A 15,097-nucleotide genomic window follows, 5' to 3' on the forward strand; every position below is an offset into this window, starting at 1 on the left:
ACGGTCCCCGAATCAAAGGACTGTGTTGCTGAAGTGCTCATAACTCTCCGGAACCTCGTGCCGCAAAGCAGCGATGATCAAGGGTGAAAACGACGCGACATGGGGCGCCGCTCTCTCCCGCTCGGCTGGCGTACTGCGCTCGACAAGAGCTCTCAATAGAAGGGCACGATGTCGATACCGCTCATCCCACTGGTCCCCTACCGCATCCCGCATCTGCTCAATGACCTGCAGTGCCGCCATCTGGCGCGGAAGTAGCCGATCCACTGTGAGGGCGTTGTCACAGTCCAAACAATCCAAGAAGGAGAAGTACCCCGCCGTGCATGGCAGTCCCGTAATCGGGCTCCGATCGGGGTCCGCGCAGTGAGCGATCAACGCATCATTGTCCCGCGGGGTAGCCTGCTCGTCGCCTCGCACCATCGTCAGTTGCGAGCGGGCCCGATCTAGAGCGGCTTGAACTCCCGCCGCAGCAGCGACCTGCTGGTCCTCGAGCGACGCCGGATCACTACGCACATAGCGGAGGTGAACCGACGGAGCATGATGAGTCGGCGCGCGGCCCACGCCGCCACTCTGCGCGCTCCGACGAATCCTATTGAAGCTGATCGTGCCCGAAGCAGTTGGGGCCCACGTCGGATTGTGCCTGTAGGCCGCCCCAAATCGGGGACCCACCGCAGTTCCCCACCAGACGAGGAGCCGCTCGGTTGGACTGCCGGCGATTCGGAGGTGGTCGCGAAGAGGCGCGGTCATCTCGGCGATCATCTGCACAGCCGAGGACGCGCCCTTATCCTCGCCGCGATCATCTGTGATGTCGCCCCAGAATCGGTTCGCCGGACCCCGTCGAGGCTTGTCGACGTCGCTTTGCGAGATCGAGTGCGCCATCAGAGTGGGAACGGTCATCGATGACACAGCCGAGAGATTCATGCCGCTTCGGCACGCGATCAATACTGCCGCGGCAAGGCTTTCGGAGCTGTCGATAAACAACGACGATCGAGCGATCGCTCTGTTGCGGTACTTGCTCTTCCAGGCGCCGATCGCCTGCCAGTGGGCTAACGATTGTGGTTCACCGAACTGGACGATCTCCCAAAGCGCACGCTGCTTCGCTGTGGCCGATTCTTGATCTCCCTGAAGTGCCTCGCGGTAGGCATCCGTGACTCGGCGATGGGCAGCACGAACGACGTTCCGAGCAGCGCGCTGGATCGCGAGGAACTCGGACTGCTCGTACCTTTCCACCGGTCTCACGGGGTTTCGAGTCTTCGAGGCGCGGCGCTTGCGGGACTGCAAGCGCACGGCTGGGGACGTGGGAAGAAAATCCATCAACATACAGACCCTGCCGTAGTAGCTCATCAAGCTCGTTTCAGCGAGCCGCTGCTCAGCGAACCGCTGGAACTGGACGAGATGGAACGGTGTCAGATCCTTCGACGAAGCGAGCGGGTACTCTCCGTCCGCGCCGACGAGAGTGCAAATCCATCGCAGGAGAAGAGAACAGCTGCGGCGGACGTTCTCTACGGAGCTCACGCGTCGGACTCCATCGGAAGAAGCTGACCAAACCGCCACGGCTTGACACATCTCTTGACGTAGCAATATCGGTCCCTCGTAGGAACGAAGATCGAACAGGTACTTGGGGTCATCCTCTAGCTCGAGCACCACGCTTAGCGCCCCTTCGCCGTTTCCCGGCGTGTCAGAGTCCCAGCCATCGGGCGGCAGGCTCGCCCGACGGCCGCTCACGAGCGCTCCAAGCCAATGAGCGGACTGACGGACGTCACGTAGTCCCAGAACTGTTCGATGCTTGCCTCGCGCAATAGATCTGTACGTCGGAGGCCCTTCACCGGCTCAAGATACGTGTTTCTAGTGATGTCGGAGTTTGCGTGCCCGAGAAGATCCCGGACATCATCGAAGACCTGAGCGTAGGTGGAAGCGAAGAACGCGTCTCCTGGCGCCAAGCCCAATCGATGATCCATTGCGCGCACTCCCGCAAGGAGGCTGAAAAGCGCGAAGGTGAACCGTAAAGAATGGGGGGTCACCCGCACGGGTCTGCCTTCCCTAAGCACACGTCGTCGTTCTCTCGACAAGCGATCGTTGGCGGCTTGGAAGACTTTGGCCCACGAGTCAGGCGACAAGGGCGATCCGTTCTCGGTCAACCACAGCGATGCTGGCTCGATACCGTCTTCATTCGCCACGAACATGCGCTCCCGGCGCTGCCGAGAGAGAAACACTGCCTCGTGCGTGGAACCATCACGCATCCGCAGCCTTTGCGACCTCCGACCCGACTCGACGGCCTCTATGATGTCTCGGTCGCGAATCCCAGCGTATCGCCCCGCTTTGCGAGCTCTTCGGATCGCGCGAGCTCTTCCGTTTCGGACGTAATCACGGACGGACTCGATTCCACTTGCGTGCATGACGCGATAGTGACGGAACACGTCACCCTTGCCAACGATCGGCATTTCTTCCCCCACCGATGTTGGAACTTCTGCCACCATCATGGTGCCTGCTTCACTGCGACGCAGCCCCGTGACGAGCAAGAGATCAGCGAACGCACGGTTTCGGTCGATACATCTGGCCCTCGACGCATCGTCCGGTACAGACGGTTCCAGGCGCCTATTTCCCGCATCGCGCGCTTCGTACCCCGAGAGACCTACCTTGACCCAAAGGTTGTAATCACCAGGAGTGATCCATCGGTCCCTCGACGACCGCGCATGCTTCTCCCGATGGGCACTCCGACCAGCACCGTCGGACAGTCGGTCATACTTCCCGAGCGGTAAGCGGTCCACCCAGCCGCGAGATTGAGCCCATCCATAGAAGTGCAAAAGCGCGGCGAATCCTTTATTCCAGGTCGCGGGAGAGATCGGACTCGGGTTGCGCTCGTCGTAGACCCGCCAAACCTGGAATGCGCGCAGATCCGCCCGCTCAGCCTCGACCCACGTGAGCCCGCGCCCGCGCAGAAACTGCATCCACACTCGCAGCTCCTTGGCGTACGTCATCGCCGTGCTCATCTTGTCTAAAGCGAAAGCCTCGCGGAAATAGTCGCCAAGTCGGTAGTCGATCTGGGTTGGTGACATCAGAATCGGCTGGCCCGGAGGGATGCCGACCGACCGCTCGCGCTCTGCGATGTCCGCCCACTCGCGTGCGACCGGGGCGAGTCTTGGCGGAACGTCACCCCCGGCACTGGCCACGAGCCACGGATGGGTTGCTGTCATGGCGTTGAGCGTAAGGGGTCATCGAACACACGGACGATGACAACACGTAGTTTTTCCAGAGAACCTCGAGGCACGTCTCCCCGTTCGTCGTCGTAGAAGGCACAGAGCATCGAGCGCGCACGAGAGATCATGCCGCCAGTGTGCATGGGAGACCTGCCACGGCGCGGACGTTATCCACAGGAGCTCGGTGTTCCGGGCATCGCCGGATCCTCCCGACGGTTCATCCGGGTGAGAACGATGGACGCCGCGTCGACACCGTTGCTACGTTCGACGAACTAGCCCCCTTGCGACGTGACAGGACCCCATGACCTCCACGAGTCCCCCCGCACGAGCCTCCCTTCACGAGTCCCCCTTCATCGCGGACGCGCGGTCAGGTGTCAGAGTCACGAGCTGGTGGCTGGCGATCATCCTCTTCCTCGCGCTCTGGATCGTCCAGATCGGCCTGCTCGCGGCTCTCACGATCGCGGCCCCCGTTCCTGCGGGCTCCGTCGCGTCGCAGTTCCAGGAGGCGTTCGCCAACCTCGTCGTCATCGGCCTCGTCTTCGCCTGGGTCGGCCTCTATGAGCGGCGACACGTGCGCACTCTCGGCTTCCGGCAACCCGGGCGGGGCGTGCTCACTCTCCTGCTCGGCGTCGTCGTCGGGCTCGTCTTGATCTCCGTACCCATACTGTTCCTTCTGCTGACGGGCCAGTACGAGGCGGTCGCCGGCCCCGCGGGCGGCACCTCCGGGTTTCCCGCCCTACCTCTGATCCTGGCTCTCGCCGTCACCGTGATCGTCCAGGGCGGCAACGAGGAAGTCGTGACACGAGGGTTCCTCCTCCAGAGCGTGGGGCAGCGATTCCCGACGTGGCTCGCAGTCCTCGTCCCCTCGCTGCTGTTCACGGTGGTGCATGGCGTCGGCGGCCATCCGGTGGCCTTCGCCACCATCTTCCTGTACGCGATCTTCGCCACCTTCGTCACACTCTGGCAGCGGTCGCTGTGGCTCATCTGCGGTATTCATGCCGGCTGGAACTTCGGCATGGGCAACGTCTACGGCATCCCGGTGAGCGGGTTGGACCCGCACTCCACGTCGCTCCTGTTCCTCGCCCCTTCCGATTCCTCGGCACCGTTGCTCACCGGTGGCGATTTCGGGACCGAGGGTGGGCTTCCCGCCGCCTTCACCATGCTGGCGGCGGCCGCCGTCGCGTTCGTGTGCTGGCGACGTTCCGCGCGGGAGCACCGTCAAGGAGGTCCGCGGGTCTCCCCGGAGCCGACCCGGGCGCAATAGGCTCCTGCCTCATTGAACCCAACCCTCTGCTGCCGTCGATTCCGGTGCTGATCGCGATCGTCGTCGGCGTGGTGATCCTCGTCTCCGTCATCGGTGCCCGGAGAGCGAAGCGGCGGGGTTCTGTACCCCCGTCGCGCGAATCGCACAACCCCGGGTCCGGACACCACGACGAGGGATAGCCTGTCACGCATGCGCCCCGGACCTGACGATGAGATGCGGGCGCGGGTCGAGATCGACGGGCTCACCTATCCCCTGCCTCGCGGCACGGATGTCGTCGCCCTCCGGGAGCGGATCGAAGCCGCCGCGCGCGCCGAGCCCACATTCGTCTCGTTCGCCACGTCGGACGGCCTCGCGAGCGTCCTCGTCCACCCGACGTCGCGGGTGTTCCTCTTCCAGGTCAAGGCGTCGAACGACGGGAGCCTTGCTGCCGACCTCGGGGGGCTGCCGGACTGGGACGTCTGAGCGCCGCGGGAAGCCGCCGCAGCGTCAGGAGGTGAACTCGTCGATGAGGAGCTCGCCGCGCGCGTTCACGCGCTCCATCATGTGGCTGACCCGGGCAGGGTCGATCGCCGGGACCGGGTCGGCGTCGAACTCGAGGACCAGCGGGATGGCCGGGTGCATCCACGCCGAGAGCCGGCCCGGGCTCTTCTTCCCCGAGGGCCACGTCATCATGAAGCTCTCCTGGCGACGGAGCTTGGTGGAGATCACGATCTTCAGATGCGCCAGCAGGGTGTCCTCGACGTCGATCGGTGGACGAGAGCTGTTGTACTCAAGACTTCCCATAGTCAAAAGGTAAGCCCCCGGGACGCCCTCGGCCGACCACTCACCCGATGCCGAGGCGCAGGATGAACAGACCAGGGTAGATCGCGAACACGACGGACAGCGGCAGGATGAGGAACACCAGCGGCAGGAGCATGAAGATCTCCTTCCGTCCGGCCTGCTCGATGAGCGTGCGCTTGGCCTCCTCCCTCGTGTCGTCGGCCTGCGCGCGCAGGACGGCGGCGAGCGGCGCTCCATGTTCGAGCGCGGCGACGATCTGATCCACGGCCCGCGTGAGCCCCGGCAGCTCCAGCCGCGCTGCCATCGCCGTCAGTGCGTCCGCCAGCGGCGACCCCGTCCCGACCTCCAGTACCGCGCGGCGCAGCTCGACCGTGAGCTCCCCTGACCCCACACCGGCCACGCGCTTCACGGCATCGAGGAACCCCTCGCCCGCCGAGAGACAGAGCGCCAGGAACTCCAGCGTCGTCGGCAGCTCCTCGGTCAGACGCACCTTTCGCGCACGCACCCGCGCCGACAGCCGCATGTCGTACCCCACACCGGCCGCCGCTCCCGCGAGGAGCGGGATCGACCCGACCGGAAGCGACCACCGACCGATCACGACGAGAACGATGACGGCGAGCGCTCCGGCAGCGATTCCGCCCACAATCACCGCGAGCTGACGACCGCGGAAGGCGACGGGATTGAATGCCGACCCTGCCTGAGCGAGCCGCCGTCGGAGAGCTTCCGTCCCGCCGAGCAGACGGTCGAGCGTCTTCGCACCGCGCGCACCGAGGCGGAACCCTCCGGCAGGCAGGGTGCCGGGCCGGGGGAAGGCATCGCGCGGCAACACCTCGTCGTCCACGACGTCCCGCACGTACGGCGCGATCCGCGACGCGAGCGACGCCGCCCGCCACCGCGGGAGGCCCGCCAGAAGCGCGAGGACACCCGCGGCGAATCCACCGCCGAGCAGCACGGCCACGGCGAGCGCGGAGAGCCCGCTCACCCGAACCACCGACGCGGCTCGGGCAGCCGACCGATCCGGATCATGAGGCGGAATGCGACGACGGACACGACCGCGCCCACGACGATCACGACGATCCCTTCCGGCGTGCCATAGGCCTTGGCCCCCTCCGGGCGCAGGATCAGGAGGGTGAGGATCACCCACGGCGCCACGGCTCCGAGGACGGCCGCTCCGCGGATCCACGACTGCCGCGCCTCGACCTCGCCACGCAGCGCCGCGTCGGCACGCACCGACGAGGAGAGCGCCCGCAGCACGCCGATGAGCTCGGTGCCACCGACCTGCCGCGCCATCCGCAGGGTCTCGATGATCCGGTCGCCGAGTGGATCGGCGAGGACGGCCTTCAGCCGGTCCAGACTGGAGTCGAACCGTCCGCTGCTCCGCAGGTCTCGGGCGAATACCTCGAACGCGGGCCGGAGCGGCGGTGGAGCCGATTCCGCGAGGGTGGCCACCGCATCGGGAAGCGACAGGCCGACGCGGATCGCGGCGATAAGCAGGTCGCAGACGTCGGGCCAGAGCTGGCGCCGCAGACGCCGCAGCCGCAGACGTCGGCCACGCAGGTAGGCGATCGGCGCCGCGCCCCCGGCCAGCCCGGCGAGAATCGCGAGCGCGGCGCTTCCCGTGACGAGCCAGGCGAGGGAGGCGGCGCCGAGCGCGGCACCGGCGATGCCGATCACGAGAGAGCGGGTCTGCACCGCCGGGAACCCCGCCTCGCCCGCGAGACGAGCCAGACGACCGCGATGCGGAGCAGTCGCGGAGCGCTCCCCTGCCGGCCACAGCCACGGTGCCAGGATCAGGAGCACGCCGGCCGCGAGCGTCGCGCCGAGGAGGATCGTCATGCGAGAACCCCCGTCCCGACCGGTGCCGATCGGCCGCGGGGGCGCGCGGCTCCGAATACCGGCGTGCTGAGCACCCGCCCCTGCATCACCTCACCCGTCAAGGCGACGATCTCCTCGACGTATCGACGCCCGGCCGCATCGCGCGCGCAGTGCACGACGAGATCGACGGACGACGCGAGCGCCGGAGCGACGAAGTCGCGGTCGATGTTCCGGCCGGCGAGCAGGGGCAGCAGGCACAGCTTGTCGAGCGCCTCCGCGGCGGAGTTGGCGTGCACCGTGCAGGCCCCGGGTACGCCCGTGTTCAGCGCGAGCACGAGGTCGAGGGCCTCCGCATCGCGCACCTCCCCCACCACGAGCCGGTCCGGGCGCATCCGCAAGGCCTCCTTCACCAATCGCCTCAGCGTGATCTCGCCGGTGCCCTCGAGGCTCGGCTGACGCCCCTGCAGCGCGACCACATCCGGGCCGTCCACCGCGAGCTCGAAAGTCTCCTCCACCGTGATGATCCGCTGGTCCGCCGCGCAGGCAGCGAGCAGCGCCCCGAGCATCGTCGTCTTCCCCGCGTGGGTCGCCCCCGACACGATCACGGACGCGCCCGTCCGCATCGCCTCACCGAGAGCCCGCGCGGCCTCGGGGGTCAGCGCGCCCTGCATCACGAGCGCATCGAGCGAGCGGTACCCGGGAAGGAACTTGCGGATGTTGACCGCCCACGACCCGCGCACGACAAACCCTCGCATGTTGCAGTGAATGCAACTGTCCGTGCTTGCAATCGATACCTATTCGGCTCCTTCGGTGTCGAAGTGTTCCGACCATAACAGCGTGATCTCGCGGATGCGGAGATCTGGGTTGACACAGTGATGCACTGTCCCATACTTTGTTGCATCTAATGCAAGATTTTGAGGCTTCTCCAGCGGCGCTTCGGCTGATCACGTCAGCATCGAACGTCGCACTGGCGAACCCGGAAGCGCAGGTTTTCAGTGCGATGATCGATGGTTGGCGGAACCAGCAGCTGTCGCGCGGGCTCCGTGAGCAGACGATCCGGAACCGGACGGCGACGGTGACACGGTTCCGTGATTTCGTGGACAAACCGCCTTGGAGGTGGACTGTCGCGGATGTGGATGAGTTCACTGCTCAGTCTGGCGGTCGCACTCGGACGTTGTCGACGATGCGCGCCAACCATGGGTCTATCCGTGGGTTCTGTGACTACCTCACGAACCCGTTGTACGACTGGATGGAGATCTGCGATCGCGAGTTTGGGGAGGTCCCTTCGCAGGTGTGCCTGCCGTGGAACACCGTGGCGCACCGGTTCGAGTTCGAAGGCCATGGGAAGCGTCGCCCGTTCACGTACGACGAGATCGAGCGCCTGTTCGATACGGCCGACGCCCGCGTCGAGCTGCTCGTGAGTTCCGGGCGAAAGGGTGCGCTCGGCGCGTTGCGGGATGCCCAGTTGCTGAAGACGGTCTACGCGTTCGGTCTGCGCCGCACTGAGGCGGTGATGCTCGATACCGTCGATTTGCACCACAACGCGAAGATGCGCCAGTGGGGCCGCTACGGCGCGGTCCACGTGCGATGGGCGAAGGCGGCGGGCGGTGGCGCGCCACGACGTCGCACGGTGCTGCTGGTGCCGGAATTCGACTGGTGGGTCCCCGGCATGCAGCAATGGCTCGAGCAGGCCCGGGCCCGTTTCGCGCCCGGAGACGACCTCGACGCGCTCTGGGTGACCGAGCGCCGCACGCGTCTGTCTGCTGGGTATCTCGATCGGAGGTTCGCAGAGTTGCGTGATGAAGCCGGCCTGTCGAAGGACCTGACGTTGCACAGCCTCCGGCACTCCTATGTCACACACCTTCTGGAGTTCGGGTACGCCGATCGATTCGTCCAAGAGCAGGTCGGGCATATGCATGCCTCGACGACCTCGATCTACGCCTCCGTCAGCTCGGACTACAAGAACCGTGTGCTCGCCGAAGCGCTGAAGGCCCTCATCGAAGGAGAAGCTGATGACCGTTGAGCTCGACACCGGCTGGAATCTGCGCAGCGTGATGGCGTCGCGCGGGATCTTCCAGACCTCCAAACTGAAACCCCTACTCGAAGAGCGCGGCATCGACCTGTCCCGGGAGCAGGTGTATCGGCTGGTGACTCAGCCGCCCCAGCGGGTGCGTCTCGACGTGTTGGCGGCGTTGTGCGATGCGCTGGAGTGCTCGCTCGACGATCTCGTGACGATCACTCGCCGGGAGGCCTCGACCCCGGTGGCGGTGGGTGAGGAGGCGACACGGGGGGCGATCGGTGATCTCCGTCCTGTTCGCGCGGCGATCCGTCGGCCGCGTACGAAGTAGCCGCGGTGGCCAAGCCTCCGCAGCTGCCGCGAGTCGCTGAAGTCGTCGCTCTCGTCCGCCCTCTCGTTCCCGAGATCTCTCCCGAGCGACTCACTGAGATCGTGCATACGGTCGCGCCAGTACCCCTCACGCAGCGGCTTCTTGAGCTCGCGCTGATCAAGCAGCCCGGAGTCCTGGAGGGGCAGCATGCGAACGTGCCAGCGACCGTTCAGAATCTGGCCCATGCGCTGGTCAAAGAAGGGGCGAGCCGGGTGGTGTTGCCGACGTGTGAGTCCTGCGGACGCGCGGTGAGAATGCCCCACAAGACGCCGGGCGGTGGTCGGCACTGCTCCCGATGCGAGCGGAAGGCCCGGTCCGTCTCCTGCGCGTCCTGTGGCCGGGTCCGGCCCGTGCAGCGCACCATCGACGGACAGCGTTTCTGCCGTGACTGTTGGCGAGCCGACCCTCGATCGTTCGGCGACTGCTCGCGGTGCGGTCAGCACGCGACCATCGTCGTCCGTCGCCCGGAACTCGTCTGCCTGGCCTGCTACACCGCACCGATCAAGACCTGTGGTCTTTGCGGAGAACCTGGCCGCGTCGCCTCGCACCTCGACGGACGACGAGTATGCGCGCGCTGCTACTACGCGATGCGCAGACCCCAACCTTGTCCCGAGTGCGCGCGCAGAGTGTTCCTCACCGGGTTCATGAATGGCCAGAAGGTCTGCGCCGACTGCGCGGGCACTCCGATCACGATGGCCTGCCCTGGATGCGGCTCGATCGAGGAAATCCGCAAACATCACCTCTGCGTCGAGTGCCGCCGGCCCGTCGCGATCCAACAGCTGCTCGCCGACGATGCGGGAGAGATCCGTGAGGATCTCCACCCGCTTGCTGACTATCTGCTCACGCACCATGGCAAAGCGGCGTCGCTCGAACGCTGGCTGCACAAGAGCAAGTGCGCGATGGTGCTCCGCGAGCTCGCGGACGGGACCCTGCCGCTCACCGCCGAGGCGATCATCACCCGAGCCCGGTCGGGACAGTCGGTCGCGTTCCTCCTCTCACTGCTGGTCCGTTCCGGCGTGCTGCCGGAGCTCGACGTCGAGGGCACGCGCTTCGACCACTGGCTCAACGACTGGCTCGGTGGCATCGACCATCCCGAGGACCGGCTGATCCTGCGCCGCTACTGCACCTGGGAGCTCCTCCGATCCACTCGGACACTGCGCAGCGCGTCCAGCCCTGCTTCCGGCTTCCAGAGGCAGAGGGCTGCACTGAAGTACTGCGCCGCGTTCCTCGGGGAGATCCGGGCGCAGCAGGAGACGCTGGCGACGTTCCCGCAGCGCCTACTCGACGCGTATCTGACCGATTCGCCTAGCCAACGCGACGCGCTGGCACCGTTCACTCGCTGGCTGCGAAAACACCGGCTGAGCACCCTTCGGGTCGAGTTTCGAGCCCATCGCCTCGAGGGGCGAGACTACGCCTCTGATCACCGATGGCAGATGGCCCGCAGGTTCCTGTCCGATGCCGACATGGACCCGAAGACCCGGGCCGCGGGTCTCCTCGTGCTGCTCTACGGGATCCAGCTGACCCGCATCGTCACGATCACCCGGGCACAGGTCGACACGAGCTCGCGGCCCGTGACGCTCACCGTCGGGGCCGAGCCGATCGAGGTCCCCGCGATCCTCGGCGACGCCATCGTCGAGCTCGTCGATGCCACAAAGGGCCATCCTGAAGGGTGGTTGTTCCCCGGCCGGAACCCGGGCCGTCACCTCACCCCGGGGCCGCTCAGCCGTCGCCTTCGCGCCGAAGGCCTGCTTGCCGGGAGCGCCCGCACGACAGCGCTCATCGAGCTCACCCGGCAACTGCATCCCCGGATCGTCTCGGATCTCCTCGGCATCACGACGGCATCCGCTGCCTCATGGTCGCGTCTCGCCGGTGGCGAGTGGTCCGATTACCCGGCTCTCCGCTCCACCCACCCCTGATCAAGCATCACCCGTCAGAGCCGGGCCGGAAATCGCTTCGCGCAGTTGCTCGACGGTCGGAGAGCCTCCCAGCCCGGCAGGGGTACGGAACACCCGGCAGGCGAGCCCGACCGGCGTGTGCTCGTCGGCGAAGGGATCGACGCCGTCGACGAGGACGGTCGGTGACCCGTGGAATCCGAGGCGCTCGGCGTCCTCGGCGGTCTCGACCAACTGTCGTGTGACGCGGATATCTGATCGACCGTCGAGCAGCTCAGCAAGCCGGCGGTCGAGTACTTCCCAGTTCGGGCAGCCGTCGAAGTACTGCAGGGTGATCTCCATGGTTGGCCCTCTCAGTTCTCGGTGCCGCGGAGCATCAGGAGCGCTCCGGCAATCGTAGCGGTGACGATCACGATGTCGGCGAGGTTCCCGATGAACCAGTTGCCGTAGGCGAGGAAGTCGACGACGTGCCCCCGGGCGAATCCTGGTTGGCGGAAAAGCCGGTCGCCGGCGTGCGAAGCAGCGGCCCCGCCGAGCGCACCGATCACGATCGCCCACCCGGGGCGTCGGACCCGGAACGCGAACACGATCGCGGTGGCCGTGGCCGCGACGGCGATGAGAGCGAACACCCAGGTGAAGCTCTCCCCGAAGGAGAACGCCGCGCCGGGGTTGTACGCGAGCTGCAGGCCCAACAGGTCGCCGATCAGCGGGATGCGCTCGTGCTCCGACAGGGTGGCCTCGGCCCACACTTTCGTTCCCTGATCGATCACGACGACGACCACGGCGATCAGAAGCGCCCAGGCAGTGAGCCGCCAGCGTCCTCTCTGCGGACGCTCTCCCGACGCCGATGCCGACTCAACGTCGGTATTCGTGTCCGGGGTCATGCGAGGGCCTCGAAGAGACGGACGATAACGCCGGATTCAATGAGGATGAACAGGCCCAGGCCGATGAACACGACGGGGACGAGCCAGTGCTCGACACGTTCGAGCGTTTCGGTGACGGCCTTGTGGGTGCCGATCAGTCGCCCGGCAGCGCACCAGACGGCGACGAGGATCAGGAACACGACGATCATGACCGCGACGTCGCCGGGCGAGCTGGTGCGGAAGATCGGCGTGTAGAGGGAGATGTTGTCGGCCCCGTTGGCGATCGTGATCCCGGCGACCCCCCATAGTCCGACCGCGGTGATCTTGGAGTCGTCATCATCGTCGTCGCCGTTACGGCGCAGGCCGCGAATGAGCGTCCAGATGCCGATGCCGAGCGGGATCAGACCCAGGAAGCCGACCCATTCGTCCGGGACGATCGTGAGACCGAGCGCGGCGATCACGCTGATCACGACGAGTGTGATGAACCCGAGGTACTGGCCTGCGACGATCTGCCACGGTCGCGGCTTTCCCCGGCTGGAGGCGAGGAACAGCACGGTGAGCACGACGATGTCGTCGATGTTGGTCGCCGCGAACAGGCCGATCGCCGACCCGATGGTTGCGAGCATCAGCTTTCCATTCGTGGTGTGCGGGTGCGTGCGGCGCGCAGGCCGTTGAGGATCACGATGACCTCCGCGACCTCGTGGACCAGGACGACAGCCGCGAGCCCCAGGACCCCGAAGAGCGCGAGCGGGAGCAGTGCGGTGATGATCAGCAGGGACAGGATGATGTTCTGGTTGATGATCCGCCGGCCCCGCCGCGCGTGATCGAACGCCCGCGGGATGAGCCGCAGATCATGACCCGTGAAGGCCACGTCCGCAGACTCGATCGCCGCATCGGAGCCGGTCGCTCCCATCGCGATGCCGATGTCCGCGGACGCCAGGGCCGGGGCGTCGTTGATGCCGTCACCGATCATCGCGACCGATCCCGCCTTCGACAACTCGCCGATCGCGGTCGCCTTGTCCTCAGGGCGCAGCTCCGCGCGCACATCAGCGATCCCGGCCTGCGCAGCCAGCGCACGAGCGGTGCGGGCGTTGTCCCCGGTGAGCATCGTCATGCCGACGCCCTGATCCGCAAGCGTGCGGACCACCTCGGGGACTTCCGGACGCAGCTCGTCGCGGACCCCGATCGCCGCGACCGGTGCCTCGTCGCGGTGCACGATCACGACAGTCATGCCCTGCTCCTCAAGCCCTGCAACCCGGTCGCCGAGCTCGCCGGCGTCGAGCCAGCGGGGGCTGCCGACCGTGATACGAGCGCCATCGACGGTGCCGTCGATGCCGTGCCCGGCCTGCTCGGTCACATCCGCGGCCACGGGAACACCCGGGGCTGCAGCGGTGATCGCCGCCGCAAGGGGATGCGTGCTGTGCTGCTCCAGAGCCGCCGCCCAAGCCAGCGCCTGCTCCTCGGCAATGCCGTTCGCAGTGAGGACCGCGGTGACCGCGGGCTCGTTACGGGTCAGGGTGCCGGTCTTGTCGACCGCGACGTGCCGGACCGTGCCGAAGCGCTCGAAGACCGCGCCGGACTTGATGATCACGCCGAACTTGCTCGCCGCGCCGATCGCGGCAACGACCGTCAACGGCACCGAGATCGCCAGCGCGCACGGAGAGGCCGCTACCAGCACGACGAGCGCACGAGTGATCCATACCTCCGGGTCGCCCAGCAGTGACCCAATGATCGCGACGAGCGCTGCGAGAATCAGCACACCGGGTACGAGCGGGCGGGCGATCCGGTCCGCGAGACGCGCACGCTCGCCCTTCTCCGTCTGCGCTTTCTCGACCAACTCCACGATCGTCGTAAGCGAGTTATCGGTACCGGCCGCGGTCGCCTCGACCTCCAGCACGCCGGAGCTGTTAATCGCGCCGGCCGACACCGCGTCCCCGGGCTCGATCTCGACGGGGATCGACTCCCCGGTGATCGCCGAGGTGTCCAGGCTTGAGCGGCCAGAGCGGACGATCCCGTCGGTTGCGATCCGTTCGCCCGGGCGGACCACCATGACCTGGCCGACCGTCAACTCCCTCGCCGGCACCTGCGCAGAGACGCCGCTCTGCAGCACGGTCGCCGTCTCCGGCACGAGCTTCAGCAGCGCCCGCAGGCCGCCACGGGCACGGTCCATCGCCTTGTCCTCAAGCGCCTCAGCAATCGAGTACAAGAACGCCAGAGCAGCGGCCTCCTCCACATAGCCGAGGATGACCGCGCCGATCGCGCTGATCGTCATCAGCAGCCCGATCCCGAGCTTGCCCTTGAACAGCTTCCGAATCGCGCCAGGAGTGAACGTCGACGCGCCCAGCAGCAGGCCGATCCAGAACAGTACGAGCGCCGGGATCTCGAGCCCGGACCATTCAAGGATCAGACCAGCCAGGAACGCGACACCGGAGAAGACCGGCACCATGATCCCACGGTCCCTCCACCAGGGCCGCTCCACCTCTTCGGTCTCATCCTCCGCCGCAGTGGCAGGCTCGTGCTCGCAGCTACACGCCGCGCTCACCCGTCCGCCCCTGTACCGCAGCAGCCCGGCACCGTGCACGACGAGTCCACACACGGCGCGTGCTCATCGACCGCCAGCGTCACATCCACGAGCGCGACGAGCGCAGCCGCAAGATGCGGGTCAGCGATCTCGTAGCGCGTCTGGCGACCCTCAGGCTCGGCGACCACGATCCCGCAGTCACGCAGGCACGTCAGGTGGTTCGAGACGTTCGAGCGGGTCAGCTCCAGCTCGCGCGAGAGCACGGCTGGATAGCTCGGGGCGTTCAGCAGAGTCATCAAGATCCGGGAGCGCGTCGGGTCCGCCATGGCCCGGCCGAGCCGGTTCATGACGTCGAGGCGCGAAGCAATAGTCAGCATGTAC

16 protein-coding genes are annotated in these 15,097 nt (G+C 66.6%); 5 read left to right on the forward strand and 11 right to left on the reverse strand.

The window, feature by feature from the left end; all coding sequences use genetic code 11:
- Positions 1–12: 12 nt before the first annotated feature.
- On the reverse strand, positions 13–1,512 hold the full coding sequence (locus KZC57_RS04640; RefSeq protein ID WP_247641152.1) for a hypothetical protein: 1,500 nt from the start codon (positions 1,510–1,512) through the stop codon (positions 13–15).
- A 206-nt stretch (positions 1,513–1,718) separates the two neighbouring features.
- Positions 1,719–3,191: a site-specific integrase gene (locus KZC57_RS04645; RefSeq protein WP_247641153.1), complete on the reverse strand. Its 1,473-nt coding sequence runs from the start codon at positions 3,189–3,191 to the stop codon at positions 1,719–1,721.
- A 304-nt stretch (positions 3,192–3,495) separates the two neighbouring features.
- On the opposite strand from KZC57_RS04645, the gene KZC57_RS04650 reads away from it, so the two are divergent.
- Both KZC57_RS04650 and KZC57_RS04655 read left to right on the forward strand, forming a co-directional pair.
- Complete coding sequence (locus KZC57_RS04650) at positions 3,496–4,458, forward strand: CPBP family intramembrane glutamic endopeptidase (protein ID WP_247641154.1); 963 nt, start codon at positions 3,496–3,498, stop codon at positions 4,456–4,458.
- Between the two features lie 189 nt (positions 4,459–4,647).
- On the forward strand, positions 4,648–4,920 hold the full coding sequence (locus KZC57_RS04655; RefSeq protein ID WP_144882538.1) for a hypothetical protein: 273 nt from the start codon (positions 4,648–4,650) through the stop codon (positions 4,918–4,920).
- Positions 4,921–4,944: 24 nt separating this feature from the next.
- Here the strand turns inward: KZC57_RS04655 and KZC57_RS04660 are convergent, their stop codons facing one another.
- The 4 genes from KZC57_RS04660 to KZC57_RS04675 are packed head-to-tail and all read right to left on the reverse strand — an operon-like array spanning position 4,945 to position 7,793.
- Positions 4,945–5,241 (reverse strand): hypothetical protein, encoded by a 297-nt coding sequence (locus tag KZC57_RS04660; protein WP_247641155.1) that lies wholly within the window; start codon positions 5,239–5,241, stop codon positions 4,945–4,947.
- A gap of 40 nt (positions 5,242–5,281) precedes the next feature.
- Complete coding sequence (locus tag KZC57_RS04665) at positions 5,282–6,220, reverse strand: type II secretion system F family protein (protein ID WP_247641156.1); 939 nt, start codon at positions 6,218–6,220, stop codon at positions 5,282–5,284.
- Entirely contained in the window at positions 6,217–7,074 is an 858-nt protein-coding gene (locus tag KZC57_RS04670; RefSeq protein WP_060923086.1) for a type II secretion system F family protein, read from the reverse strand. The genes KZC57_RS04665 and KZC57_RS04670 overlap by 4 nt, the downstream gene beginning before the upstream one ends.
- Positions 7,071–7,793 carry an ATPase, T2SS/T4P/T4SS family gene (locus KZC57_RS04675; RefSeq protein WP_374206602.1) on the reverse strand — a complete coding sequence of 241 codons (723 nt, stop codon included), beginning with the start codon at positions 7,791–7,793 and terminating at the stop codon, positions 7,071–7,073. Before KZC57_RS04675 ends, KZC57_RS04670 begins: the two co-directional genes overlap by 4 nt.
- Before the next feature lie 164 nt (positions 7,794–7,957).
- On the opposite strand from KZC57_RS04675, the gene KZC57_RS04680 reads away from it, so the two are divergent.
- The 3 genes from KZC57_RS04680 to KZC57_RS04690 all read left to right on the forward strand — a co-directional run bounded on the left by KZC57_RS04680 (position 7,958) and on the right by KZC57_RS04690 (position 11,356).
- Entirely contained in the window at positions 7,958–9,076 is a 1,119-nt protein-coding gene (locus KZC57_RS04680) for a tyrosine-type recombinase/integrase (RefSeq protein ID WP_247641157.1), read from the forward strand.
- Positions 9,066–9,401, forward strand: coding sequence for a helix-turn-helix transcriptional regulator (locus tag KZC57_RS04685; protein ID WP_058631822.1), 336 nt, complete (start codon positions 9,066–9,068; stop codon positions 9,399–9,401). Before KZC57_RS04680 ends, KZC57_RS04685 begins: the two co-directional genes overlap by 11 nt.
- Positions 9,402–10,066: 665 nt before the next feature.
- Positions 10,067–11,356, forward strand: coding sequence for a hypothetical protein (locus KZC57_RS04690; protein ID WP_058631821.1), 1,290 nt, complete (start codon positions 10,067–10,069; stop codon positions 11,354–11,356).
- Here KZC57_RS04690 and KZC57_RS04695 read toward each other — a convergent pair whose 3' ends face one another.
- From KZC57_RS04695 to KZC57_RS04715, 5 genes are read right to left on the reverse strand one after another with little or no spacing between them, the layout of a single operon-like run.
- Entirely contained in the window at positions 11,357–11,674 is a 318-nt protein-coding gene (locus KZC57_RS04695; protein ID WP_058631820.1) for a hypothetical protein, read from the reverse strand. It abuts the gene before it with no gap.
- Positions 11,675–11,685: 11 nt separating this feature from the next.
- Entirely contained in the window at positions 11,686–12,216 is a 531-nt protein-coding gene (locus KZC57_RS04700) for a signal peptidase II (RefSeq protein WP_036297873.1), read from the reverse strand.
- Positions 12,213–12,821 (reverse strand): cadmium resistance transporter, encoded by a 609-nt coding sequence (locus KZC57_RS04705; protein ID WP_036297875.1) that lies wholly within the window; start codon positions 12,819–12,821, stop codon positions 12,213–12,215. The genes KZC57_RS04700 and KZC57_RS04705 overlap by 4 nt, the downstream gene beginning before the upstream one ends.
- Positions 12,821–14,737 (reverse strand): heavy metal translocating P-type ATPase, encoded by a 1,917-nt coding sequence (locus tag KZC57_RS04710; RefSeq protein ID WP_374206603.1) that lies wholly within the window; start codon positions 14,735–14,737, stop codon positions 12,821–12,823. Before KZC57_RS04710 ends, KZC57_RS04705 begins: the two co-directional genes overlap by 1 nt.
- Positions 14,734–15,093: a helix-turn-helix transcriptional regulator gene (locus KZC57_RS04715; protein ID WP_247641159.1), complete on the reverse strand. Its 360-nt coding sequence runs from the start codon at positions 15,091–15,093 to the stop codon at positions 14,734–14,736. Before KZC57_RS04715 ends, KZC57_RS04710 begins: the two co-directional genes overlap by 4 nt.
- Positions 15,094–15,097: the final 4 nt, after the last annotated feature.

It is taken from the genome of Microbacterium sp. KSW4-4, from assembly GCF_023091185.1.
GTDB classification, from domain to species: domain Bacteria; phylum Actinomycetota; class Actinomycetes; order Actinomycetales; family Microbacteriaceae; genus Microbacterium; species Microbacterium paraoxydans.